Source organism: Bifidobacterium pullorum subsp. gallinarum (genome assembly GCF_000741215.1).
Lineage (GTDB): Bacteria > Actinomycetota > Actinomycetes > Actinomycetales > Bifidobacteriaceae > Bifidobacterium > Bifidobacterium pullorum_B.
This window is the reverse complement of sequence record NZ_JGYX01000001.1, coordinates 364,059-389,439: the sequence shown is the minus strand read 5'-3', so window position 1 is coordinate 389,439 and position 25,381 is coordinate 364,059. Positions and strand designations below refer to the sequence as shown.

At 60.2% G+C, this 25,381-nt stretch carries 19 protein-coding genes and 4 pseudogenes; 12 read left to right on the top strand and 11 right to left on the bottom strand.

Annotated elements, in window-relative coordinates; all coding sequences use genetic code 11:
* Positions 1-59: 59 nt before the first annotated feature.
* The 10 genes and pseudogenes from BIGA_RS01760 to BIGA_RS09820 all read right to left on the bottom strand — a co-directional run.
* Positions 60-1,244 (bottom strand): IS256 family transposase, encoded by a 1,185-nt coding sequence (locus BIGA_RS01760; RefSeq protein ID WP_034259564.1) that lies wholly within the window; start codon positions 1,242-1,244, stop codon positions 60-62.
* Positions 1,245-1,486: 242 nt separating this feature from the next.
* Complete coding sequence (locus BIGA_RS01755) at positions 1,487-2,530, bottom strand: glycosyltransferase (RefSeq protein WP_033507913.1); 1,044 nt, start codon at positions 2,528-2,530, stop codon at positions 1,487-1,489.
* A gap of 76 nt (positions 2,531-2,606) precedes the next feature.
* Complete coding sequence (locus tag BIGA_RS01750) at positions 2,607-4,070, bottom strand: sugar nucleotide-binding protein (protein WP_034259561.1); 1,464 nt, start codon at positions 4,068-4,070, stop codon at positions 2,607-2,609.
* 92 nt (positions 4,071-4,162) lie between these two features.
* A complete protein-coding gene (gene rfbB / locus BIGA_RS01745) occupies positions 4,163-5,182 on the bottom strand; it encodes a dTDP-glucose 4,6-dehydratase (RefSeq protein WP_033507905.1) in 1,020 nt (339 codons plus the stop codon).
* Between the two features lie 102 nt (positions 5,183-5,284).
* Entirely contained in the window at positions 5,285-6,919 is a 1,635-nt protein-coding gene (locus tag BIGA_RS08890; protein WP_051916996.1) for a glycosyltransferase family protein, read from the bottom strand.
* Positions 6,920-7,029: 110 nt separating this feature from the next.
* The gene (locus BIGA_RS01735) at positions 7,030-9,429 is read right to left on the bottom strand and encodes an LTA synthase family protein (RefSeq protein WP_152596051.1); all 2,400 of its coding nucleotides are present in this window, start codon (positions 9,427-9,429) and stop codon (positions 7,030-7,032) included.
* A gap of 176 nt (positions 9,430-9,605) precedes the next feature.
* Positions 9,606-10,916, bottom strand: a complete 1,311-nt coding sequence (locus BIGA_RS08885) for an N-acetylmuramoyl-L-alanine amidase (RefSeq protein WP_051916995.1) — start codon at positions 10,914-10,916, stop codon at positions 9,606-9,608.
* Between the two features lie 456 nt (positions 10,917-11,372).
* Positions 11,373-12,092 (bottom strand): excalibur calcium-binding domain-containing protein, encoded by a 720-nt coding sequence (locus tag BIGA_RS09830; RefSeq protein WP_394295738.1) that lies wholly within the window; start codon positions 12,090-12,092, stop codon positions 11,373-11,375.
* 600 nt (positions 12,093-12,692) lie between these two features.
* Positions 12,693-12,914 (bottom strand): IS3 family transposase, encoded by a 222-nt coding sequence (locus BIGA_RS10085; protein WP_081963544.1) that lies wholly within the window; start codon positions 12,912-12,914, stop codon positions 12,693-12,695.
* Between the two features lie 238 nt (positions 12,915-13,152).
* Positions 13,153-13,911, bottom strand: a pseudogene (locus BIGA_RS09820) (IS3 family transposase); the annotation flags it as partial.
* A 533-nt stretch (positions 13,912-14,444) separates the two neighbouring features.
* On the opposite strand from BIGA_RS09820, the pseudogene istA reads away from it, so the two are divergent.
* The 8 genes and pseudogenes from istA to BIGA_RS09165 all read left to right on the top strand — a co-directional run bounded on the left by istA (position 14,445) and on the right by BIGA_RS09165 (position 22,012).
* Positions 14,445-15,915 (top strand): annotated as a pseudogene (gene istA / locus BIGA_RS10080) (IS21 family transposase).
* A 313-nt stretch (positions 15,916-16,228) separates the two neighbouring features.
* Positions 16,229-16,387 (top strand): annotated as a pseudogene (locus BIGA_RS09995) (ATP-binding protein); the annotation flags it as partial.
* 137 nt (positions 16,388-16,524) lie between these two features.
* A complete protein-coding gene (locus BIGA_RS09990; protein ID WP_272944568.1) occupies positions 16,525-16,680 on the top strand; it encodes an ATP-binding protein in 156 nt (51 codons plus the stop codon).
* Between the two features lie 81 nt (positions 16,681-16,761).
* The gene (locus tag BIGA_RS01690; RefSeq protein WP_034259552.1) at positions 16,762-18,354 is read left to right on the top strand and encodes an IS3 family transposase; all 1,593 of its coding nucleotides are present in this window, start codon (positions 16,762-16,764) and stop codon (positions 18,352-18,354) included.
* Between the two features lie 121 nt (positions 18,355-18,475).
* Complete coding sequence (locus BIGA_RS01685) at positions 18,476-20,062, top strand: IS3 family transposase (RefSeq protein ID WP_034259549.1); 1,587 nt, start codon at positions 18,476-18,478, stop codon at positions 20,060-20,062.
* Positions 20,063-20,158: 96 nt separating this feature from the next.
* Positions 20,159-20,326 (top strand): IS3 family transposase, encoded by a 168-nt coding sequence (locus BIGA_RS09805; protein ID WP_394295733.1) that lies wholly within the window; start codon positions 20,159-20,161, stop codon positions 20,324-20,326.
* Between the two features lie 417 nt (positions 20,327-20,743).
* Positions 20,744-21,271: a hypothetical protein gene (locus tag BIGA_RS09430; RefSeq protein ID WP_152596063.1), complete on the top strand. Its 528-nt coding sequence runs from the start codon at positions 20,744-20,746 to the stop codon at positions 21,269-21,271.
* Between the two features lie 333 nt (positions 21,272-21,604).
* Complete coding sequence (locus BIGA_RS09165) at positions 21,605-22,012, top strand: ATP-binding protein (protein WP_081929325.1); 408 nt, start codon at positions 21,605-21,607, stop codon at positions 22,010-22,012.
* Here BIGA_RS09165 and BIGA_RS01675 read toward each other — a convergent pair.
* On the bottom strand, positions 21,964-23,151 hold the full coding sequence (locus BIGA_RS01675; RefSeq protein ID WP_034259546.1) for an IS256 family transposase: 1,188 nt from the start codon (positions 23,149-23,151) through the stop codon (positions 21,964-21,966). The genes BIGA_RS09165 and BIGA_RS01675 overlap by 49 nt on opposite strands.
* 134 nt (positions 23,152-23,285) lie before the next feature.
* Here BIGA_RS01675 and BIGA_RS09800 point away from each other — a divergent pair, with 134 nt between their 5' ends.
* From BIGA_RS09800 to BIGA_RS09660, 4 genes and pseudogenes are all read left to right on the top strand, one after another.
* Positions 23,286-23,699, top strand: coding sequence for a transposase (locus BIGA_RS09800; protein WP_051916994.1), 414 nt, complete (start codon positions 23,286-23,288; stop codon positions 23,697-23,699).
* Between the two features lie 143 nt (positions 23,700-23,842).
* On the top strand, positions 23,843-24,031 hold the full coding sequence (locus tag BIGA_RS09670) for a hypothetical protein (RefSeq protein ID WP_034259543.1): 189 nt from the start codon (positions 23,843-23,845) through the stop codon (positions 24,029-24,031).
* Positions 24,032-24,145: 114 nt separating this feature from the next.
* A pseudogene (locus tag BIGA_RS09665) lies at positions 24,146-24,265 on the top strand (hypothetical protein); the annotation flags it as partial.
* A 241-nt stretch (positions 24,266-24,506) separates the two neighbouring features.
* Positions 24,507-24,902, top strand: coding sequence for an IS3 family transposase (locus BIGA_RS09660; protein WP_193345847.1), 396 nt, complete (start codon positions 24,507-24,509; stop codon positions 24,900-24,902).
* The last annotated feature ends 479 nt before the right edge of the window (positions 24,903-25,381 follow it).

Genomic DNA, 25,381 nt, shown 5'->3' with positions numbered 1-25,381 from the left:
CGCCTGGTTGTGCCCGAAAAGTTGCGCAAATGTGGTTCCGCCCGTCCGTGGCGCGGTGATCAGTTCGCTTCCATGAGCCTGTCATTGAGTCGGGACATGTCGAGGTAGCGGCGTGTGGACCATTCGTTGGCGGTGACGTATCTGATTCTGGCGCAGACGAGCATGAGGGCGCTCCTGCCGTCGGGGAAGCTGCCGACCACACGCGTCCTTCTGCGGATCTCACGGTTCAGCCGTTCGATCATGTTGTTGGTGCGGATCCGGCGTCGGTGCTCGGCGGGGTATTCGTCGAGCAGGTAGGTCGTGGTCTCGCCGATGCCCTCCCTAAGGCAGTTGGCCGCAGCCCTGAGCTTTCGGGTCTCCATCTCGGAGGCGACGGTCTCAGCCTTGGCGAGGGCGGACGCGCGCGATTCCATGGCGAAGATCGCCTTGAGCGCGGCGGATGCCCATTCCCTGTGGGTGGGCGGCACCTTGGAGAGCACGTTGCGCATGAAGTGCACCATGCACCGCTGGTACCTCGCCTTGGGGAGCATAGAGTCGACGGTGGCGACCAGTCCGGCGCACCTGTCGCCGACGACCAGGCGCACGCCCTTCAGCCCGCGCTCGATCATGGACCGTATGAACTGCTCCCATCCGGCCTTGTCCTCCTTCATGCCCTCCGCCACGCCGATCACCTCCCGGCGACCATCGGCGTCGACGCCGATGGCGACGAGCACGCTCACGTTCTCCACTCCGCCGCCCCATGAGCGCTTGTGCCACACGCCGTCCATGAACACGTACGGGTACTCGCTATCCAGAGGCCGGTTGCGCCATTGGTCGATCTGATCGTACACCCTCTTGAGCTTGTCGGAGAGCGTCTGCGAGGGCATGCGCTCTCCCCACAGCAGCTGGCTGATGTCGTCCACGCGCCGGGTGGAGACGCCGGCCAGGTACATGTCGATCAATGATTCCTCGACGCTCTGCTCCCTGCGCCGGTAGCGTTCGATGACCGCGGATTCGAAGACCGCGCCCTTCAGCTTGGGGATCCTGAGGGCGAGCCTGCCGGCCTTGACGGTGAACCCGCGCCCGTAATGGCCGGCCCGGTACGCCTTGCGCCCATCGCTTCTCTCGTATCTGGCGGCGTTGGCGATCAGGTCGGCCTCCTCGTCGAGCATCGCGTTGACGATCTGCTCGACCTTGTCGCGCACCATGGCGTCGAGCCTGGTCTCGAACATGGCCTGGTCGAACTGTATGATTTCCTTGGACATGGCCCGTGCCTCTTTTCCAATCGCGTTTTTCATGTCTGGCGACTGAAAATCGTACCCGGCACGGGCCATGTTCCCTTCCGGAAAGCCCGAATCACAAAGTGCGCAAAAAATCGGGCGTTATCCGTCGCCTTCCTAAATAGGTTGATTTGGTTTGGCGACTGAAATCGTACCCGGACGACGGACCATGTCTCTCAACTCAAGCCTCAACCAAAATGCGCAACAAACCGGGCGTTATCTCGGGGTCAGCGCATATTATGCACATTGCGGTCATAGACGGTGTTTTCTATTCGCCGGAGGGCAGCAAGGAGAACGCACTGGAGCCGTGTGACGGGGGGGAGTTCCGCAACCAACGCTTTCACGACCGTGTCATCGCTGCGATAACGATCCATATCTTCGGAAGTGCAAGCTTCGCCGAGTCGGCGGAGTCCTTTTTTCTCGTCCCGTACGCTTGCTGTCAATCCGAAATAATTCCGGTACGGTGTGATTCCGCGGTCGAGCGTGAATCGAAAATTGGTCGCCGCCGCAGTGACGTTGTCATGCCAGAATTGCGCGGTCCGTTTTGAATGGGTGACGGAATCCGGTTCCTGGAGCCAGTAGTACAACACGGCGTCAACATCCGCGACTTTGTTCATTCGTGCGTATAACGGCCCCGCCATGCGGATGTCCTGTGCATAGCAGCCCGGTTCGAAGCGCAGGCCTTCCCAGAGCTCGCGGCGATACAGACGGCACCAGTTGGCTTCGTTGAAGTACCGGGCTTCGGCATGCCGGCCCAGAAGCTCTCCGACGATACGTAGCGATTTGCAGAATACGCTCTGGTAGGCCTGCAATGGTTCGCTGATGACGGTGATGTTTGTCGGATGCTCCGTCCCGCACGAGGCGGTCTGACCAACCGTGCCCAGCTGGGATACTCCAAATTGCCGCCAGCGCCCTTTGCTCATATCGGCGCCGGTGGTTTGTAAGGCATGCAACAAGTATTCGATGTTATGGCAATCGAGAATATCATCATTGTCGGCAAAGGCGATGAACTCGCCATGCGCGTTATCGAGACCCGTGTTCTGCGCTTTGGCGATGCCGCCATTGTCCTGGTGAATGACCACGACACGGGAATCCTGCTCTGCGTAACGGTCACAGATGATGCCCGAAGCGTCGGTGGCGCCATCGTCAACCAGAATCACCTCAAGATTTCGGTAACTCTGGCCAAGAATCGAATCCACGCAATAGTGCAGATAGCGTTCGGCGTTATATACCGGTACGATGACGGAAATCAGCGGTTCTGCGGCAGTCATGATTACCAGTGTACGGCCTGCGTTGTGCCCGTTTCTTGTTTTGATGAGATGCAGGCACAACGCAGGCCGGATAAGCTTACAGGGTCGCGGTATAGGCGTTCAGGCTTTCTTGCCAGTTGGCGGGCCTGTATCCGGTGTTTTCGATTTTCCCGAGGTTGAGGGTGCTGTACGCGGGGCGGGGGCTGACGGGGCCGGTGGTGTTGGCGTAGTACTCGGCGGTGGTCACGGGCTTGACTTTGTCGCCGTTGCCGTTGGCCTGGTCGAACACCATACGGGCGATTCCGCACCAGCTGGCGGACTCCCCGGAACCGGTCATGTCGTACGTGCCATACGCGGCGGGCTCCACGGGTTCGGGGGTGTCCCGGTAGCCCAGCAGGTGGAAGATCGCCGATGCCATGTCATCCGTGAACGTGAGTCGGCCGATCTGGTCGTCGACCACCGTGACCTGGTCCAACGCGTCCTGCGGGTCGGCGACGCGGTCCGACAGGGTCTTCATCGTCCTGACGAAATTACGCCCGTCGCCGATCACCCACGAGCTGCGGAGGATGTAATGCCTGGGGCAGTTGCCGACGGCGATGTCGCCCGCGGCCTTGGTCTGCCCGTACACGCCCAACGGGCTGAACGGCTCCGACTCGTCATGCACCTCGCGTGCCCCGTCGAACACGTAATCCGAACTCACGTGCACCAGCGTGATGTTATGCTCCGCAGCCACACGCGCCAGCAGGGCCGGGCCCTGCGCGTTCGCCTTCCACGCCGCCACGTGTCCCTCAGGCGTCTCCGCCTTGTCCACGGCCGTGTACGCGCCCGCGTTGATGATCGTACCGTACAGGCTCCAGTCGAACTGCTCATACTGCTTGGGGTTGGAGAAATCGAACGTGTCGATGTCGTTGAACTCAAAACCCTGGAGACCGTGCTCCTCGACGTAGGCGCGAATCGCGCGGCCCAGCTGGCCGTTGCAGCCGGTCACCATCGTGCGTCTTGGAGCCATCGGCTTCGCGTCCTTCAACATCGGATGGTGCAGATCGGCATCGGAAAGTTCGCACTCGTCCAGCGGGATCGGCCACTGGACGTTCAGCTCGGGGTCGGCGAGGTTCACGAACGTGTACGTCTTCTTCTGTTCCAGCGACCAATGCGCGTTCACCAGATACGTGTACGCGGTGCCGTCCTCCAACGCCTGGAAGCTGTTGCCCACGCCGCGCGGCACGAAGATCGCCTTCGACGGATCCAGGCGCGTCGTATACACCCGGCCGAATGAGTCGCCCGGCCGCAGGTCCACCCACGCGCCGAAAATCTCGCCTGTCGCCACACTGATGAACTTGTCCCACGGCTCCGCGTGGATGCCGCGCGTCACGCCGCGCTTCGCGTTGAAGCTGATGTTGTTCTGCACCGGACCGAAATCCGGCAGACCCAGCGCGGTCATCTTCGCCCGCTGCCAGTTCTCCTTGAACCAGCCACGGTTATCGCCATGCACGCTCAGATCGAACACCAACAAACCCGGGATATTCGTCTCCGTGACCCTCAAATCCTTCTCGAACTCCATCATCCACTCACTTTCCCGGGAATCCCCGGATTGTTTCAACGAACACGGTAGCGGGGCACATGCCTCCTCGGTCATGCACCCCGCCGAACGAATCACTGCCCCTGGGCCTTGTAACGGGCCTCGGTCCTCTCCTTGGTCTTCTCCCACCACTGACGGTGCTCCGCGTACCAGTCGATGGTGGCCTTCAGGCCGTCCGCGAAGTCCGTGTGCGCCGGGGTCCAGCCCAGTTCTGTGCGCAGCTTGGTCGCGTCGATCGCGTACCGGCGGTCATGGCCCGGACGATCCCTGACATGGTCGAAGTCGTCGGAATCTTTGCCCATCATCTCGAGAATCATGCGCAACACGGTGATGTTGTTCCGCTCACCATCCGCGCCGATCAGATACGTCTCACCGATACGACCCCGCGTCAGGATCGTCCACACCGCGGAACTGTGGTCCTCCGTATGGATCCAATCCCGCACGTTCAACCCCTCCCCGTACAGCTTCGGACGCACACCCGTCAGGATGTTCGTGATCTGCCTGGGGATGAACTTCTCCACATGCTGGAAGGGACCGTAGTTGTTCGAACAGTTGCTGATCGTCGTCCTCAGCCCGTACGTGCGCGTCCACGCGCGCACCAGCAGATCCGACGCCGCCTTCGTCGACGAATACGGACTGGAGGGGTGGTACGGAGTCGACTCCGTGAACCTGGCCGGATCGTCCAACGCCAGATCCCCATACACTTCGTCCGTACTGATGTGATGGTAACGGACATCATATTTCCGGCACGCCTCCAGCAGACGATACGTGCCCTCCACATTCGTTTTGAGGAACGGCTCCGGATCCGCGATCGAATTGTCGTTATGCGACTCCGCCGCGTAATGCACGATCGCATCATGACCAGGCACGATACGGTCCAACAAACCCGCATCGCAGATGTCACCGACCACCAGCTCCACCCGATCCGACGGTAGACCCGCGATGTTCTCGGGATTGCCGGCATACGTGAGCTTGTCCAGCACCGTCACATGCGTCTCGGGGTGGTTGTTCACCACGTAATGCACGAAATTACTGCCGATGAAACCACAGCCACCGGTCACGATGATGTTTTTTGGAGAAAAGCTTTCAACCATGATATCTATCGTACCCTAAACCTATGTCTGGAGAGCGGTTGCGCTCGCAGGTATCGGAATCAGTTGCGGGGGCGATTGTCATCCACCTGAGGCCTCCTGTCGCTAATGTCGAAAATGATGAATGACGTCATGAATGTGTCCGGCGATTCGGAACCAAGGGCGGTTGGCAAGGTAGGCCAATCGATTAATGGCTTCATCGCCCTGCCGAATTCGGTCGGAGACGGTGTTCGCGAATTCCCGCGAGGCCTTGTCGGGAATATGGGAAATCGGAAATATGTCTGCCGTGATCGTGATGGGCCGTTCGCCGGATATGCGGCAATAGATTTGTGGATCGGGCGATGTGAAAACCATCCAGTCGTGGTATTGGAACACGGCATTGGAAGTGATGGTTGCATCGGGGCTGTCGCTGTTGTGGATTCTTATCACACATGGCTGTTCGCCGAAATCGATTCGGTAATAACAGGTTCGGGAATCCGGCAGTGTTATTTCCATGTGCTGGCGGAGTTTCGGGTACGTATCCGATTGATCTTCACTGAATTGTCCGTCGGCGGAATAGAAAATCTGACATTGCTGATGATAGAATTCGGAGACCGGATTGTTTAATTGTTGAATGCGGACGATGAAATTCGCAATGGCCCGTTCGTCATGAATGACATATGTGGAATAATGTTCAGACAACGTTTCATGTATGCGTTCAGAGTTTGATTGTGCTCGCTTGATGAGGGCGGGAAAGAGTTGGTCGATCGAATATCGTTTGATGAATCTTGTTCGATTGGCGATATGATATCGACGAGCTTCATCGTATCCTTCGACTATGTTGCGAACGATATCTTGGGCATTCATTCGCATCGAAGTATGTTGCATCTTCGATTGCACAAGTGATTGTGTGGATAGTTCCGTACGACCGGAAAAATTGTGAAAGGCAATGATGTCGAAATTTCGATCATTGAGATATCCCGGCCCTCCGAATTGATCGTAGATGAACGCCGGTTTCCCCATCGTCAGACAGTATTGGACCGTTTTGCCTATGGATATGATTACGTCATAGCGGGAGAGGATTTCCTCATTCGTGATTTGTGATGCGGTATTGCCTTGTACGTCCTGCAGCAAATCAACGGTGATTCCGGATGCTCTCAATCGGATGATGGCTTCGTCCAGTTCCGGTGGGCGATGGTTGGAAACGACCAGAATGGAGGTGATTGCATCGTGGCTGTTTGCGGTGGACAAGGCGAATTCCGTGGGGGCCGGATTGGGATAGATTGCATATCTGGCGAAATTCGCGGGGAAAGAAGATCGTTGAGCTTCCAAAGTACTGGGGGAATTGAATACGGAAAGATCGGAAAAGCGATTCTCGAAGTCGTAGATGTATGGGAATTCGATACGGATTTCTTCGAACGGAGACATGTGAGAGAAAATGAGCGTGGTGTCGCTGACTTGCCCGGATAGCAAATCGACTATGATCGACTCTGGCAGGGTCTCGTGCTGGACCCAGATCAGGTCGAAATCATTGAGATGCAGATGCGTTTCTTCTTCGGTTCCCCGTTGTATGACGTTGACCCCGGCCTGCAGCAGTATGTCCAGCATGGGCGAGTTGGCGAACCAAGTGTATATCGTGACGTCAACACCCTGTTCCGACAGAAACGCCGCAAGCTCATACGCCTGCACTTCGCTGCCGCCGATGCGTTCCAAAGTGCTTTGCGTGATCAGTGCATGAGCAATCCCCAGTGATGCGCTCACCTTTGTTCCTCCATGGGTAGATAATCGAAGCGATGACATATAGTTTACGGCACGCCCAGCTGCAGGACCATGTCAAACCTGTCCTGATAATCTGGCATGCCCAGGAACGGTCATTGAAGACTCATGAATGAGGTGTCGTTAAGATATGATTTTCCTGCGCTGATATCGTATTGGATCAACCTGTAGTCGTTGAGCAATTCCCGTGCCTCTTCGGACAACGCGGATTCGGAAAGAAGCATCCCCGCATTGTCGAGATAGACCGGCTCGGTGCTTTCCGCGCCCGCTATGGAGGCAGGAGCCATGGCCGGAATCGCTGTATGCATAGCGGTGAGGAATGCGATGAACGGTGTGACCTTGGCGTTCATATGGTTTGCGGCAATCGCCATGAAATAATTTGGTGAGGTGATCCCCGCAACCGTGGGGTCGAGTTTCACCCCAGCCGAGGTAGAAGCGGCATTTGACCAGATGAAATAGTCGGTTTCATGCGTGGTCAGGGCATTGGCGGCATCGGCGTTGGCCGTGGCATATACGGAAGGAAGATGATCCCCATACCAAATCACGGTAATCGGTTTGTCGATCTGGTCGAGACGGGCGATGAAGTCACGTGTCGCCTCATCAGTGAACGTAAGGCCGTTGACATAGTATGAAATCTGTTCTCGCTCCGTTTCGTCGATATCGCCTGTGACCGCTCCTTCAAGGTATACGTTGCCTTGTCCCCAGTCGTAATATGGCATGTGATTCTGCATCGTGACCAAATGGATGAACTGGTTTTCGTTCGGTCTCGATTCTAATTGAGTGATGACATTGTCATAGCTTGCTTCGTCAGAGACATAAATGGCGCCGGGGAGAAGGTCGCGGTTCTCCAGCATGTTCGAGCCGTCTATCGTCCTGAATTCCGAGAATCCGAATTTCTCGTATACGGTGTCGCGAAGATACATGTTCCGGAAGAAACTATGCAAAGCAGTGGAGTCGCCGGTACCGTCCTCTTCGTTCCACAGCTGATTGAAGGAGGGCGCCCACTGCTGGTTCGGGACAAGCTGTTGGTATGCGCTTGACAATGACGGACTGTAATTCGACATGCTGAGACCAGTCAGGGCCTCGTATTCGATATTGGCGGTTCCGCCGCCGTATCCCGATGACAGCATAAGACCGGAGGTCGTGGTCGTTTCAATCTGTCGAATATTGGGAATGGGATCCTGGGTGAAAGCGAGGCCGGGAATCCTTGTCGGGTCGGCGAATGATTCCGAAAGAATCATGATTACGGTGCTGTCCGTCAATCGATTGTTCCGATTCAGGTTGATTTCCTCGGCGAGTCGGGAATATTTCTTGGTCAGCTTTTCCATGGCCGCCTGACTGTACCCCTCAGGTTCCTCCATGATGTCGGTATGCAATAACCGTGAGAATGAGATGACGGTGCCGTTGTTCTGCGCATCTGCGATTGCGCTGGACATCACAGGCCTGTCTTGCCAGTCGTAGGCGAGGCTATATGCCCAGGAATCCTTTACCGAGAGATTCCAACAGAAGGAGAACAGCATGGTCGCGGATAGCAGAAAAGCGAGCAGTCTGGCCACCATTCCTATCCGGTGTTTGATACTGGTTTTCAGGCACTGCCAACGGCCAGGAATAAATTGTTTTCGCCCGTCGATGATTTGCAGAATGATGAAGGCGACCAGTAATCCGGCAATGGCGATGAGCGCGGTCGTTATAAGATTCCTGCCATCACTGGGAACGAATGAAATCAGTTCGTTGGTGTTGCCGCTGGTGATAAAAGAGAAATCGGCTGGGATAATGGGTTCATTACGTAGCAGGACCTTGCATTTATTGGCTACCGCATAAACGATCGAAGCGGTGAGAATGACTGCGGAGGCAATCCAGAAACGGTTGATGAGAAAAAGAACCGTGCAGTAGAGCAGCGCGATGACTAATGCGTTCAGTAGGAACAGTTTATTGTGCTCCAGCCAGATTTGGGCGACGAATTTTGTCAGGCGACCCGCAACGCTTTCCCAGATCGAGGTTGTCGCGTCCGGTGTTTCGGACGAATCGGGTTCTTGGAATACGCTCCACTGCAGAATCAGTGTGCTTGCAATGGTTGTGCACGTGAAGATCAGCGCGTAAAGTGCATAGGAAGCTTTGGGTCTTGAACGCCATAACGTCGCAATTACACGACACGCGGGCTTGCATGTATCCGTAAAACGTAACAGTCGTGTCTGCCACGCGCGCCATACGGTATTTTCCTGAGTGTCGGCATTCGTTGAGCTGGGAGATTCATCAGCGACGGGGGAGGAATCGGCGCTCTGAACGTCATCCACGTCCGTCGGTGAGCTTGCCATGGGCATATCCGTGTCTTGCGTTGCGCCCGGGGATTTGTTGGGTTCCTCGGACACGGCGTCAGCGGATTCGCTGGCTGACGTATCGCATGCCATCATCTCGTTGGCCGGTTCCTCCGCAGAGAGCTGGTCGCTTGGGTGTGTCGTTACGTTGCGCTCCGTATCCCTGTGCTTCTTAGTCATGTCACCGATCGTTCAATCGCCGTTTACTTCATCGCGAATATTGTACTCGCACTGACTGAATGCGGCGCTATGTCGTTAGCATGGGGCGGGAGATGATTCCGATGCCGGATGAGGATTTTATCTCATCGATGCTGTTGGAGCGTGGCGCGGCCCGGAGCACGGACGTGGTTCGGGCATCATGTGAGTCCATACCATGCGATGTTTTCGTCCTGCCAGCCGATGTCACTGAGATGGGTTCGTTCGTTCGCATCGTCGGTATAGAAATGTTCCCCGGAATGTGGATTGTACAGGCGATAGATCGGTTGGCTGGATTCATCCGCGGCGTACCATGCCTGATGCTCCCCATTCCAGCCAATGGAGACGAGGTAATCGTATTCCCGCGGGTTCATGGTCCAGAAGTGGTTACTGTCGTTGGGGTTGTACAGCCGGTATACGGGCGCGCCGCTGTTGTTGTTCGCGTAGAAGATGACGTGTTCGTCGTTCCATCCCAGAGCTACCAGGGATTCGCGCTCGGCGGAATCGGCGGTGTAGTGATGCAGGCCGTCGTTGGGATTATACAGTCGGTATACGGGCGTACCTCCTTCCGGCATGATGCCGTGCAGAAGTGAGTCCGTAATCGTGCGGATGTCCGGCAGCCGGTCGCTCAGATGGATTCCCGGGCACAGTGTGTGATTTTCTGCGTTGTACCAGTGCGATCCGTCGCCGTGCCCGGAGATGCGCTGTTGGGTCCCGTGATATTCGAACGTACCGGTGGCGTCCATGAGACCCAATCCTGCAAATTCCCAGGCTATTGCGGAGGCCGTGGATTCAATCGCCGCGTCGGAGGGCTCATCGTCCAGATGGAAGCTGCCGATCACCGCGACCCCGAACGTCGCGGTGTTGAAGCTGCCGGTGTGCGCTGCTTCGACATTGCTGGCCTGCACCATGGCATTGGCCACGCCTTCGTCGCGTCCCTCCCAAATGCCGCCGAAGCGGTCAACCAGCAGGTTGTATCCGATGTCGCCCCAGCCGCGTTCTTCGCAATGGAATGTATAGATGTTCTGGATGATCGCCTTGACCTCGGCACGTGAATAGTCGTTGCGGTCGACCGTATGATGGACGATTGCCCCACGCCAGTTGGCATCGCGGTCGGGGGTCCACGTACGTTCGGGAAGGTCGGAACGCCACCATTCCTCGCGGGTGTGAATCGTCGGGGTGATGGTCGGCTTGATTGACGGGATGGTCTCGTCTTGTCCCGGTATGTTTTCGCTGTCTTGTTGCGGTTTTAGGGTATATCCCCAATCGATGATGATCAGTTGCGGAGTCGCGGTCGATGATGCGACGTCGTTCCCGAGCACCATCATCCGTGCTTGCACCGCATCGGCCGTGCCTACGTAGACGGGGCCGGTGCTTTGTACGGCGGATGCGGATTGGACGTCATCGGAGTATTCGGCTTCGAGCGGAATCCAGTCGCTCCATGCTCTGTCATCCCGATAGCGCAGTTTCAAGTCCTAGGAACCGGCTTCGGACCATGTGATGGCAACCGACGACAGTCTTCTTTCCCCGGGAGGCGTTGCGTCCGCTTGTAGTGTTCGCGTTGCGGAACGGGATGAGATGCCCGCTGTCTCAGATTCCGTGAACGACACGGAGGAGACGGTGTTATCGTGCGTGGCGACGACGGACGTGGATTCCAACGGTTGCCGCTCCTCGACGGCGGCGACGGGCGTGGACGATGCCGGGACAAAGATGAAAATCGCTGCTGTCGCTATGGCAAGTACCCGGTAACGTATGGTCGTCCATATGCACATCATTCACACTCCCCTCACCCACGCAACCGATTAGGTTCAGCATAGCCTATGGCACCGTATTCGGTTCCGGAGGGGATACGGTGAACGGTCCGGATTCGTCGTTCTTTGCATCTACGACAATCCGAGCCGTTCCCGAAGCATCGTCGTGTCGGAGTATTATTCGCAGGCTACGCCGTCCCCGTCACGGTCCAGTCCAGGGCGGTATCCCGGCTGTCCTTGATAAAGCGGGGCCTTGCCAGCCGCTCTCACGGCGGTGCAGTTTTCGTAGTACACACCGCTGTCGGTGGCTCCTCCGCTGCCTGAACCGGTACCGGGCGTCGGAACGGGCTGGGGAACGCCGTATCCCGGGCCGACTGCGTACCACGCCAAGCCTTCGGCTCGCCATCCGGCGGCAACCAGCATCGATTCCTCGTTCCCGTTCAGAGTGAAATTATGCGCTCCGGCAACGGCGTTCGGATTGTACTGACGGTATACGGGATAGCTCCGATTGTCGTCGGACGAATACCAGCCGATGTTCTCGTTTCTCCAGCCGTGAGCGACAAGGTTGTCTCGTTCCGTGGCGTTGGTGGTGTAATGGTGATCACCGGCGTTCGGGTTGTACAGACGATACACGGGCGTTGAGGAATACGCCGGGGCGACCCAGCCGACTCCTTCGTAACGCCATCCGGTGCGGCGCAGGGATTCGCGTTCATTGCCGTCGCCGGTATAGAAGTGTTCACCGGAATTGGGGTTGTACAGGCGATACATCTCGATTTGCCCTCCGGAATCGGAGGCGATGGCCTGACCTGTCACTGGGGCGGCGAAAATCATCGCGGCCATGCAGATCAAAGCCAGAAAGGACACCAGGAATGAGCGGGAATATGGATGAACGTTCATATGACCTTCTTCTTTCGATGTTGTATTTTCAGCAATGAACAATGCCTTGGAAAGGCATGCGGTGCCTTTCACCATCCATGGTAGTGAATCAGTTTTTTATACCGGTTTACGCATAAGCATGGGGCTGCGGATGAAATGTTGGACGTGTGAGCGTTCGGATTGGAGTCCGCTGTGTTCGGCAGGGAGCAAGGACAGAAATCCGTCGACTTGTATTTCCAGGAAGGCATGACCCTGAAAAAGGTGATTGCCAGGTTAGGCTATCCATCGGAGGGATGCCTGACGAACTGGATAGCCTTCGATCCCCGACATGGGCGGAGATGCCAGTTCTCGTATACGATTGACGTCAGGGCAGGGGGCGTCAGACGCGTCGCCGCGGGCGAACGTTACGCCGCCGTCGCCAGAGACGTCGGATGTTCGGTGACGAGCGTGTGGAAGTGAGCCGACGCATACGAACGGAAAGGAATCCTCGGACTCATGCCGAACGGAGACGTTGGGAGCATCCCCGTGCCGGATGACGGGGGCGACGTGTTTTTGTTCAATTGTTTGTTGAGGTTTGGGGGTGGTGACGTTTTGTTGGACTCCGGTGTCCTTGTTCTTTGATTATGCCATGAGTCCGAGCTCACGTCTTCGTTTGGCGATGCTGGTGCCGAAGGCGAGCTTGATCCGCTCGTCCCGATACCAGCGCATGTACCCGTCCAACTGTTCGACGAACCCTTCGATGGTGACGCCCGTGAAGCTCCGGCCGTGGAAGAACTCCTGCTTGAGATGCCCGAAGAACCCTTCCGCGGCCGCGTTGTCCGGGGAGCAGCCCTTCGCGCTCATCGACCTGGTCAACCCGTTCTCCCTGCAGATGCTGATCCACCCGGGCCACCGGTAGTGGCAACCGCGGTCGGAGTGGATGACCGGACGCTCCCCGTCCCCGAGCGTGGCGCACGCGTCGCGGAGCATCCGGTTGGCCAGCTCGGCGTTCGGGCTCGTGCCGATCGTCCAGGCCACCGGCATCCCGTCGAACGCGGTCGATCACCGGGCTGAGGCAGGCCTTGCCCGCGGGGATGGAGAACTCCGTCAGGTCCGTGACCCACAGCCGGTTCGGTTCCTCGGCATGGAAAACGCGATTGACGAGGTTGTCCGGCGCCTTGGTCAGCTCGCCCTTGTACGAGCTGTAGCGCCGGGCCCGCTTGAGCAAGGGGACGAGCCCGTGCCGCGTCATCAGCCGCATGACCCTTTTGGCGGACACGACGATCCCGGCGTTTCTCAGTTCGAGCCACACCCGCCGGTAGCCGTAGCGGCGCAGGCTGTTCTCGAACACGTCGCGCACCAGGGCGAGCAGCCCCTCGTCCCTGTCCGGCCTGTTCATCGCGTTCAACTGATGGTAGTAGGTGCTGCGCGCCAGACCGACCCGGGCGAGCAGACGCCCCGCGGGGATGCCATGTCCGGCACTGACGGCCTTGACGAGGATCGTCTTCTCCCTATTGGTCAGGTTGTCCGGGTCTGCGCCCCGCTCTTTTCCCACCAATTCCAACGCCCCCTTGAGGATCGCCAGCTCGATCTCCGCCTCCCGTTTCTCCCGGCGGATCCGCTCCAGCTCGGCGCGCACACGGTCGCGCTCGGCAATCAGCCCGTCCAGATCCGACGCGTCGGGATCCGCCGCGCCATCATTCCTCTTCCCCGGCTTGTCTGGTGTCACTGGATCGTCCTCCGGTACCGGCTCGTGCAGCAGTTGACGCTTCCAGTTTCTCACGACCGACGCCTCCACGCCCACCTCGGCCGCGACCTGCCGCGACGTCACACCGCCCGCGACCAGCCGCGCCACCGCCATACGCCTGACCTCGTCCGCCACCGGGCCGCGCTTGACCGCGCGCTCCCCGGGCGCCAGCTCGTCGATCCACGCCGCCAGCACCTCACGGCTGGGATACCCCATTTGGCGTATGGTCCTGCTCAGACGCCTGCCATGTGTCAGGTAATGCTCCACCGCCGCGCGCCTCTGACCATCCGTGTACCTCGAATAATGCTCGCCACGACTGGAGGGGATCCCCGTGCGCCGTTCCTCCAGCCAGTCGCGATGCCACATGCGCAACGCCTCCTTGCTGGGATACCCCAGCTCCCGGATCACGTCCGCCGCGCTGTGCTCGTACCGCTCGTACAACTCCGCCGCGCGCCTGCGCTGCTCCCTCGAATACCTCGCCATGATGACGACTCCTCCCCGCTCAAGGAGTCCAACATTTCGTCACCACCCCGTTTTAGTCATGTAGTTTTTTCGGGTTTAGGCAAAAGGCATGCCGACCACCCGTGGGCCTTATCTTGATGGTGCTTCGTTTTCCGTCAAGGAGGTCCGGAAAGGCTATGATCAGCATGCCCAAAGTCCAGTCTATTCGCCGTCGCAGGATGAACGGCGAGTCGATCGCGTCGATAGCGCGCAGCGAGAACGTCAGCGAGCCGACGGTGCGCAAGTACCTGAAGACAGGGGACCTGTCACCCAGGCCGCCGGTCAAGCGGAAACACGCGGAGTCGGTCATCGACCGTTACGTGCCGGTGATTCGGGCAGTGGCTCGCGGAGGATCGCTGCACGTGGCGCAAGCAGCGGCATACCGCGACCCGGATATGGGAGCGTCTGCGTGACGAGTACGGGGCGGAGGTGTCGCTGTCGACCGTGACGAGGAAGGTCGCGCAGCTGCGGCGCGAGTTCGCCGCGGAGCGCGAGGCCGGCTACCTCGACCTGGTGTGGCATCCGGGCGAGGCGCAGGCCGATTTCGGCGAGGTCGACGTCAGGTTCCGGGGCGAGGTGTCGCGCATGCGTCATTTCGTGCTGGATTTCCCGTATTCGAACGTCGGCCCGAGCCAGCTTATGCCCGGGGAGAACGCTGAGTGCGCGTGCCAGGCGCTTCGCGACATCTTCGAGTGGCTGGGCGGCGTGCCGCCGCGGATCGTGTTCGATAACGCCGCGGGCGTGGGACGCAGGATGTTCGAACGGGTGAGGCTGACGCGCCTGTTCCAGTCGTTCCAGGCGCATTACGGGTTCGAATACGTGTTCTGCAACACGTACGCGGGCCACGAGAAGGGCGGCGTGGAGTCCCGGGTCGGCGCGGTGCGCCGCAAGCTGTTCGTGCCGGTGCCGAGCGTGCGGGGGCATGCCGACGTTCAACGCCAGGCTGCTCGAACGGTGCCTCGCGCTGGGCGACAAGGACCACTACCGCAAGGGCGGGCGCGAGACGGACCTGTCCGCGCGGGGACCGCAAAGCACTGCTGGCGCTGCCGGAGACACGCTTCGACGTGGTCACGTGGAAACGCATGAAGGCCGACAAGTACGGGATCGTCACCGTCGAGAGCAGACACCGGTACGCGGCCGGCCCCGAGCATGCGGGGCGCGAGCCGGTCGTCGGGCTGCGCGCGTTCGAGGTCGAGCTGCTCGATGCCTCCGGGGCCCGCATCACGACGCATCCGCGCGCCTACGGCGACAACCCCACCAGCAGCGACGACCCGTCCCTGCAGATCGGGCTGCCGTGGCGACAGGCCCGGGGCCTGGCCCAACAGCCAGGTCCGAGAGGCGCTTCCCGACCCGCTGCGCGAATGGCTCGACGGGCAGGAGCGCGCGGTCCTCGCCGAGGGGCTGCGCACGCTCAGGCAGGCCGAACGCGAGAGCGGATGGGCGAACGCGGTGGCCGCGATGGCCGAGATCCTCGAGACCACCGGCGGCATCGACCGCGCCGGCGTATGCCTGGCCGCGGCCCGACACGCCGCCGGGACCGAGCCCGTCGCCTACGACGAGCCCGTCGACCTGACCGAATACGACCTGGCGTTCGCCGGGAGGAAGGACAACGCATGAGCCAGAGGAACGAGGAGCGCACGGACATCGACCGGCTGCGGGCGAGGGCCCGCGCCCTGTTCATCTCCCAAGCCACCATCGACGACCTGCTGGCATGGGCCACGCCCAGGCAGCTCCAGGCCGTCGACAGGCTGCTGCGCACGGAACTGGACAACCGCGAGACCTCGAAGCGCGCCAGGCTCCTGCGCCGCGCCCGGTTCCCCGTCCCCAAGACGCTGGACGGCCACGGTCTTCACGAACGTGAAGCTGCCCGACGGGTACGCCCGGGACGAGCTGCTCTCCCAGGGGCTTCGTCGGCAGGGCCCAGGACCTCGTGTTCTACGGGAAGACCGGACGCGGCAAGACCCACCTGGCCACCGCGCTGGGCATGAGCGCGATCGACCGGGGCATGAACGTACGCTTCCTGCCCACCGCCGAGCTCGTCCTTCAGCTGGGCCGCGCCAAGCGCGAGGGAACCCTCGAGACCATGCTCAAGGACATCGCCAAGGCCGATCTGATCATCCCGGCACGGGTTCGGCTACGTGCCCTTCGACGTCGACGGCGCCAGACTGCTCTACCAGGTCATCGCCGGCAGCTACGAGAGAAGGAGCATCATCCTCCGCCACGAACATCGAGTTCAGCAAATGGGGCACGATCTTCGCCGACGACAAACTCGCCGCCTCGATCATCGACCGCATCGTCCACCACGGACGACTCATCGAGTTCACCGGACAAAGCCACCGCATCAGCCAGGCCCTCATGTTCGGCAAACCCCAAAACCAATAAAACACACCCGGCCGGCACACCCACGCCCAAAACGAGGTGGTGACGGAATGTTGGACTCCTTGAGCGGGAGGAGTCGTCATCATGGCGAGGTATTCGAAGGAACAGCGCAGGCGCGCGGCGGAGTTGTACGAGCGGTACGAGCACAGCGCGGCGGACGTGATCCGGGAGCTGGGGTATCCCAGCAAGGGGGCGTTGCGCATGTGGCATCGCGACTGGCTGGAGGAACGGCGCACGGGGATCCCCTCCAGTCGTGGCGAGCATTATTCGAGGTACACGGATGGTCAGAGGCGCGCGGCGGTGGAGCATTACCTGACACATGGCAGGCGTCTGAGCAGGACCATACGCCAAATGGGGTATCCCAGCCGTGAGGTGCTGGCGGCGTGGATTGACGAGCTGGCGCCCGGGGAGCGCGCGGTCAAGCGCGGCCCGGTGGCGGACGAGGTCAGGCGTATGGCGGTGGCGCGGCTGGTCGCGGGCGGTGTGACGTCGCGGCAGGTCGCGGCCGAGGTGGGCGTGGAGGCGTCGGTCGTGAGAAACTGGAAGCGTCAACTGCTGCGAGAACCGGTATCGGAGGGCGATCCAGTGACACCAGACAAGCCGGGGAAGAGGAATGATGGCGCGGCCCGTCCGGATCATGACGTGCCGGACCTGGAGGGGCTGGTCGCGGAGCGTGATCGTGTACGCGCGGAGGTCGAGCGGCTGCGCAGGGAGAAACGGGAGGCGGAGATCGAGCTGGCGATCCTCAAGGGGGCGTTGGATCTGGTGGGAAAAGAGCGGGGCGCAGACCCGGACAACCTGACCAATAGGGAGAAGACGATCCTCGTCAAGGCCGTCAGTGCCGGACATGGCATCCCCGCGGGGCGTCTGCTCGCCCGGGTCGGTCTGGCGCGCAGCACGTACTACCATCAGTTGAACGCGATGAACAGGCCGGACAGGGACGAGGGGCTGCTCGCCCTGGTGCGCGACGTGTTCGAGAACAGCCTGCGCCGCTACGGCTACCGGCGGGTGTGGCTCGAACTGAGAAACGCCGGGATCGTCGTGTCCGCCAAAAGGGTCATGCGGCTGATGACGCGGCACGGGCTCGTCCCCTTGCTCAAGCGGGCCCGGCGCTACAGCTCGTACAAGGGCGAGCTGACCAAGGCGCCGGACAACCTCGTCAATCGCGTTTTCCATGCCGAGGGGCCGAACCGGCTGTGGGTCACGGACCTGACGGAGTTCTCCATCCCCGCGGGCAAGGTCTACCTCAGCCCGGTGATCGACTGCTACGACGGGATGCCGGTGGCCTGGACGATCGGCACGAGCCCGAACGCCGAGCTGGCCAACCGGATGCTCCGCGACGCGTGCGCCACGCTCGGGGACGGGGAGCGTCCGGTCATCCACTCCGACCGCGGTTGCCACTACCGGTGGCCCGGGTGGATCAGCATCTGCAGGGAGAACGGGTTGACCCGGTCGATGAGTGCGAAGGGCTGCAGTCCGGACAACGCGGCCGCGGAAGGGTTCTTCGGGCATCTCAAGCAGGAGTTCTTCCACGGCCGGAGCTTCACGGGCGTCACCATCGAAGGGTTCGTCGAACAGTTGGACGGGTACATGCGCTGGTATCGGGACGAGCGGATCAAGCTCGCCTTCGGCACCAGCATCGCAAAACGAAGACGCGAGCTTGGACTCATGGCATAATCAAAGAACAAGGACACCGGAGTCCAACAAAACGTCACCACCCCCAAACCGAAAAAAATACCTGACGAAAACGGGGTGGTGACGAAATGTTGGACTCCTTGAGCGGGGAGGAGTCGTCATCATGGCGAGGTATTCGAGGGAGCAGCGCAGGCGCGCGGCGGAGTTGTACGAGCGGTACGAGCACAGCGCGGCGGACGTGATCCGGGAGCTGGGGTATCCCAGCAAGGAGGCGTTGCGCATGTGGCATCGCGACTGGCTGGAGGAACGGCGCACGGGGATCCCCTCCAGTCGTGGCGAGCATTATTCGAGGTACACGGATGGTCAGAGGCGCGCGGCGGTGGAGCATTACCTGACACATGGCAGGCGTCTGAGCAGGACCATACGCCAAATGGGGTATCCCAGCCGTGAGGTGCTGGCGGCGTGGATCGACGAGCTGGCGCCCGGGGAGCGCGCGGTCAAGCGCGGCCCGGTGGCGGACGAGGTCAGGCGTATGGCGGTGGCGCGGCTGGTCGCGGGCGGTGTGACGTCGCGGCAGGTCGCGGCCGAGGTGGGCGTGGAGGCGTCGGTCGTGAGAAACTGGAAGCGTCAACTGCTGCACGAGCCGGTACCGGAGGACGATCCAGTGACACCAGACAAGCCGGGGAAGAGGAATGATGGCGCGGCGGATCCCGACGCGTCGGATCTGGACGGGCTGGTCGCGGAGCGCGACCGTGTGCGCGCGGAGGTCGAGCGGATCCGCCGGGAGAAACGGGAGGCGGAGATCGAGCTGGCGATCCTCAAGGGGGCGTTGGATCTGGTGGGAAAAGAGCGGGGCGCAGACCCGGACAACCTGACCAATAGGGAGAAGACGATCCTCGTCAAGGCCGTCAGTGCCGGACATGGCATCCCCGCGGGGCGTCTGCTCGCCCGGGTCGGTCTGGCGCGCAGCACGTACTACCATCAGTTGAACGCGATGAACAGGCCGGACAGGGACGAGGGGCTGCTCGCCCTGGTGCGCGACGTGTTCGAGAACAGCCTGCGCCGCTACGGCTACCGGCGGGTGTGGCTCGAACTGAGAAACGCCGGGATCGTCGTGTCCGCCAAAAGGGTCATGCGGCTGATGACGCGGCACGGGCTCGTCCCCTTGCTCAAGCGGGCCCGGCGCTACAGCTCGTACAAGGGCGAGCTGACCAAGGCGCCGGACAACCTCGTCAATCGCGTTTTCCATGCCGAGGAACCGAACCGGCTGTGGGTCACGGACCTGACGGAGTTCTCCATCCCCGCGGGCAAGGTCTACCTCAGCCCGGTGATCGACTGCTACGACGGGATGCCGGTGGCCTGGACGATCGGCACGAGCCCGAACGCCGAGCTGGCCAACCGGATGCTCCGCGACGCGTGCGCCACGCTCGGGGACGGGGAGCGTCCGGTCATCCACTCCGACCGCGGTTGCCACTACCGGTGGCCCGGGTGGATCAGCATCTGCAGGGAGAACGGGTTGACCCGGTCGATGAGCGCGAAGGGCTGCAGTCCGGACAACGCGGCCGCGGAAGGGTTCTTCGGGCATCTCAAGCAGGAGTTCTTCCACGGCCGGAGCTTCACGGGCGTCACCATCGAAGGGTTCGTCGAACAGTTGGACGGGTACATGCGCTGGTATCGGGACGAGCGGATCAAGCTCGCCTTCGGCACCAGCATCGCCAAACGAAGACGCGAGCTCGGACTCATGGCATAATCAAAGAACAAGGACACCGGAGTCCAACAAAACGTCACCACCCCCAAACCGAAACACCAACTTGACTAAAAACACGCGGAGGGATTCTTCGGTCGCATGAAGACGGAGTCCGTCTACCCCGAGCATTGGGAGAAACGCACCCGCGACGAGGTGCTTGTCCTGATCGACGAGTACATCCACTGGTACAACCACGAGCGCATCAAACAGTCGCTGGACTGGATGAGTCCGGTACAATATCGTCAAAGCCAAGGAATGGCTGCATGACTATCTCCAAGAAAACGTCCGCAGCCCCTTATCATGTGACATCATGAGCTTCTTATAAGCAGGCTGTTTTTATCTGTTCTGCACCGTTGGCAGAACGTCGCTTTGTAGGTAGCTGTTCCAAATGATTTGGCGTTATTGGCGCGGACGACGGATTCGTGTGACAGACGTCCGGGTTGGGAGATCTGCTGGAGAGTATAAGCTGTCGTGGTATTCCGAGCGGTCAGAATTCGTTCATGCTCGTCTATGTCGGTATTCACTGCGTTGCCGTCAACAAATGGAGAACGCGACGCTTTCTAGAAATGTCCCAGTTCGGTGGCACCTTGTAACCAGCTGACTAGGACTACTCCCGACGGTGGGGCAATCGCTCTGGCGTAGGACTTCAAGCAAGACCTTCTTAAAATTAGGAGGATAACAGTAATGGAGAATAAGAGAAGTCAACCCAATGTGGCATATATGTTTAGGCACGCTTGCGCTTTTGTGGATTGTGCGGAAGCATGTGAACGAGAACCTAATCATATCAAGGTAAGAACGGCTTCGCATTTTCTGGCCGATATGACAAATTCATGTCTTGCGTGTGAAATATTTATCAAGATGTTATTAGTAAATAAAGGTTGCCTGTTAAATAAAATTCACGGTCACGAACTTTATGTTCTTTGGAATAAATACGCCAAGGTTGACGTTGGATCCTCGACTGCTATTAGAGATAGAGTAAATGGTATCTTTCAATCGGAGGAAGATGTTTTTTCTTCATTGCTTAAAAAAGTTTCAAATTATTTCTTGGTGTTGCGATATGCATATGAGAGAACGCAGCCTATGGAAATACATCAACATTTTCTCAGAGTATTTCGTGAAGTATTAAGAAATTATTGTTGTAAAGAAGTTTATAAAATGAGTTGGAGTGAATACGTCGCTAATCCGATAATGGACTTGGTAGATATTCTCTAAGTATTTGATAACGTCCAATGGCTATTGTGAGTGGATACCGTTTATATTGTCGGTCGGCAACGGTATTCACCCAGATGATATTGTGCACGATGATTGAAGACAGAACGCCACGATGCGCGGACAACAAGATGGCGTTTGGCTGTGAGGCAATGGCGACTAGTGGTGGACACATCTATCAGGCACCGTCTCCCGAAGGTTGTGCCTGATGTCTTGTGTAAAAGCTGCGGGCCAATCGTCGGGGATCGGTGTTTCAGCCGGTGATTGCATGATGCCGTTGAGCCGGGACATGGTCGGGTAGCGGCGTGTGCTCTATTGATTGGCGATAACGTGTGGATGCTTGCAGCGCGCGGGCCTGCGGTACCTCCCAGGCCGATTTGCGCCATCGACCTTGTCGAGAAACGTGGCCTCGACCGGGGCCGAATCGCGTCCCTGGACACTGGAGGCTGCCTCGACCGGAGACTCAACGTCGTGTTCCAGGAAACGACCGAGGCGGGCAAGTCCCACTTGCTGTGCGCGCTGGCGAAATCCGCTTGTCGCCACAGATACAGAGCCGTCTGCGTGCGTATGTGTGTTTTGGCAAGTTTGTGTCCGCAGTGCGAGGTGGTGACGAAATGTTGGACTCCTTGGGCGGGGAGGAGGGTTGTGCCCGATGTCTTGCGCAAAAGCCGTGGGCCGGTCGTCGGGGGTCGGTTTCAGTCGGTTGATTGCATGATGCCGTCGAGCCGGGACATGTCCAGGTAGCGTCGCGTGGACCATTGGTTGGCGGTGACGTAGCGGATCCTGGCGCATATGAGCATGAGCGCGCTCCTGCCGTCCGGGAAGCTGCCGACCACACGCGTCCTCCTGCGGATCTCGCGGTTCAGTCGTTCGATCATGTTGTTCGTGCGGATCCGCCGCCGATGCTCGACCGGGAATTCGTCGAGCAGATAGGTCGTGGCCTCGCCGACGCCCTCCCTGAGACAGGAGGCGGCGGCCCTCAGGCCGCGGGATTCCATTTCGGCGGCGACCTGTCCGGCCTTCCCCAGGGCGGCCTGCCGTGTTTCCATGGCGAACACGGCCTTGAGCGCGGACGCCGCCCACGCCGTGTGCTTGTGGCTGACCCTGCTGAGCACGTTGCGCATGAAGTGGACCATGCACCGCTGGTAGCGCGCATCCGGCAGCATCGCGTTCACGGTGGACACCAATCCCGCGCACCGGTCGCCGACCACCAGGCGCACGCCCTTCAGGCCGCGTTCGATCAGCGACCTGATGAACTGCTCCCAGCTGCCCTTGTCCTCCTTCATGCCCTCCGCGACGCCGACGACCTCCCGGTGGCCGGTATCGTCCACGCCGACCGCGACGAGCACGCTCACGTTCTCCACGCTCCCGCCCCAGGTGCGCTTATGCCACACGCCGTCCACGAACAGATACGGGTACGAACGCTCCGTCAGGGGCCTGTTGCGCCACCGGTCGATGTCCTCGTACACCTTCTTGAGCTTGTCGCTCAGGGTCTGCGAGGGCATCCGCTCTCCCCACAAAAGCCGGCTGATGTCGTCCACCTGCCGCGTGCTCACTCCCGCCAGATACATGTCGATCAAAGCCTCCTCGACGCTCTCCTCCCGACGCCGGTAACGGTCGATCACCGCCGACTCGAACAACGCCCCCTTGAGCTTGGGGACCCTCAGGGTCATGGTCCCGGCCTTCACCGTCAGGTTCCGCTCGTAATGGCCCGCCCTGTAGGCCCTCCGATCCCCGCTGCGCTCATAGCGGGCCGCGCCCGTGATCTCGTCGGCCTCCGCGTCAAGCATCGCGTTCAGGAGCTGTTCGACCTTCTCGCTGACCAATCGGTCGAGTCTGGTCTCCAGCATGTTCTCGTCGACCTGTAGAATCTGATTCGGCATGGTTCCGTCGCCTCTTTCCAACTGCGATTGATTGTTTGGCGACTGAAATCGTACCCCGGCGACGGACCATGTCTCCTTTCAAAGCTCAACCAAAGTGCGCAACAAACCGGACGTTATCGGGAGGAGCCGTCATTATGGCGAGGTATTCGCGAGAGCAGCGTGAACGTGCCGTGGGGTTGTACGAGCGGTACGGGCACAGCGCGGCGGATGTGATCCGGGAGCTGGGGTATCCCAGTCGCGGGGCGTTGCGCATATGGTACCGGGATTGGCTGGAGGAACGGCGCACGGGAATCCCCTCGGGACGAGGCGAGCGTTATTCGAGGTACACGGACGAGCAGAGACACGCCGCGGTGGAGCATTACCTGACGCATGGCAGACGGTTGAGTCGGACGATGCGCCAGCTGGGGTATCCCAGCCATGAGGTGCTGGCGGCGTGGACCGGTCGGGCTGGCGCCCGGGGAGCGCGTGACCGGACGCGGCCCGGTGGCGGACAAGGTCAAGCGCATGGCGGCGGCGCGCTTGGTCGCCGGTGGCGTGACATCACGTGAGATCGCGGCCGAGGTGGGCGTGGAGGCGTCGGTCGTGAGAAACCGGGTAGCGTCAGCTGTTGTCCGAGCCGGTGCCGGAGGACGTTCCAGTGAGGCCAGGCGAGGTGAAAGGGCGCGAGGATGCGCCCGGAGGTGAGTGCGATATGGTTTCGACGCATGATTGCGACGCGTCGGGTCTGGAGGAATTGGCCGCGGAATGTGATCGGGCGCGCGCGGAGTTGGAGCGGTTGCGCCGGGAGAAACGGGAGGTCGAGATCGAGCTGGCGATCCTCAAGGGGGCGGTGGAGCTGGCGGGCATAAGAGCGGGGCGCAGACCCGGACAACCTGACTAATAGGGAGAAGGCGATCCTCGTCAGAACCGTCGGTGCCGGGCACGGCGTCCCGTGGGTCGGCTGCTCGCCCGGGTCGGCCTGGCGCGCAGCACGTACTACCGCCAGTCGGACGCGATGAACAGGCCGGACAGGGACGAGGGGCTGCTCCCCCTGGTGCGCGACGTGTTCGAGAACAGCCTGTGCCGCTATGGGTACCGACGGGTGTGGCTCGGGCTGAGAAGCATGGGTATTGTCGTGTCGGCGAAGCGCGTCATGCGGCTGATGACGGCGAACGGGTTGAAACCGCTGTCCAGGAGCTCCAGGCGCTACAGCTCGTATAAGGGCGAGTCGGCCAAGGCGCCGGACAACCTCGTCAACCGGGACTTCCATGCTGAGGGACCGAACCGATTGTGGGTCACGGACCTGACGGAGTTCTCCATCCCCGCGGGCAAGGCCTGCCTCAGTCCGGTGATCGACCGCGTTCGACGGGATGCCGGTGGCCTGGACGATCGGCACCAGTCCGAACTCGGAGCTGGCCAACCGGATGCTGATGGACGCGTGCGCCACGCTCGGGGACGGGGAGCGTCCCGTCATCCACTCGGACCGCGGCTGCCACTACCGGTGGCCCGAATGGATCCGCATCTGCAAAGAGAACAAGCTCACCCGGTCGACGGGCGCGAAAGGCCGCGGCCCGGACAACGCGGCCGCGGAGGGTTTCTTCGGCCGGCTCAAGCAAGAGTTCTTCCATGGGCGGGACTTCGCCGGCGTGAGCAGAAACGAGTTCATCGAACGGCTGGACGGGTACATGACCTGGTACCGGGACGAGCGTATCAAACTCACGTTCGGCACCAGCATCGCCAAACGAAGACGTGAGCTCGGACTCATGGCATAATCGAAGGACAAGGACACCGGAGTCCAACAAAACGTCACCACCCCCCACCACTGAAAAAACATTGAACACAAACAGCCGTGTCCCGGCCGCCGTCGGTTGTGCTTTGGCCGGGTGGCCGTGTTCCAGCCGTTGTTGGCCGTGTCTTGCTCCGGGGCCGTGTCTCGCCCGCGGGTGATTGTGTCTCGCCCGGGTGCCCGTGTCCGGTTCGCCGTTGGTCTGGCCGGCCGGATACCGGTCGATGGATGATATGTGTGGCCTTTGCGGGTCCCTTCCTGAAGGGGCTCCTGCCGCGGCACCCGTTCAACTGTTGATTTCTTGGCGCAAAAGCCACGTTTTCCGCCAGGTTTTCTACAGGGCCATCTATTCAACTGTTGACTTGTGTGCGCGGGTGGGTGGCTCTCCGCCAGTTTTTCTACAGGGCCACTTGTTCAACTGTTGATTAGCGTGCGTAGGCGGGTGGTTTTCCACCAGGTTTTCTA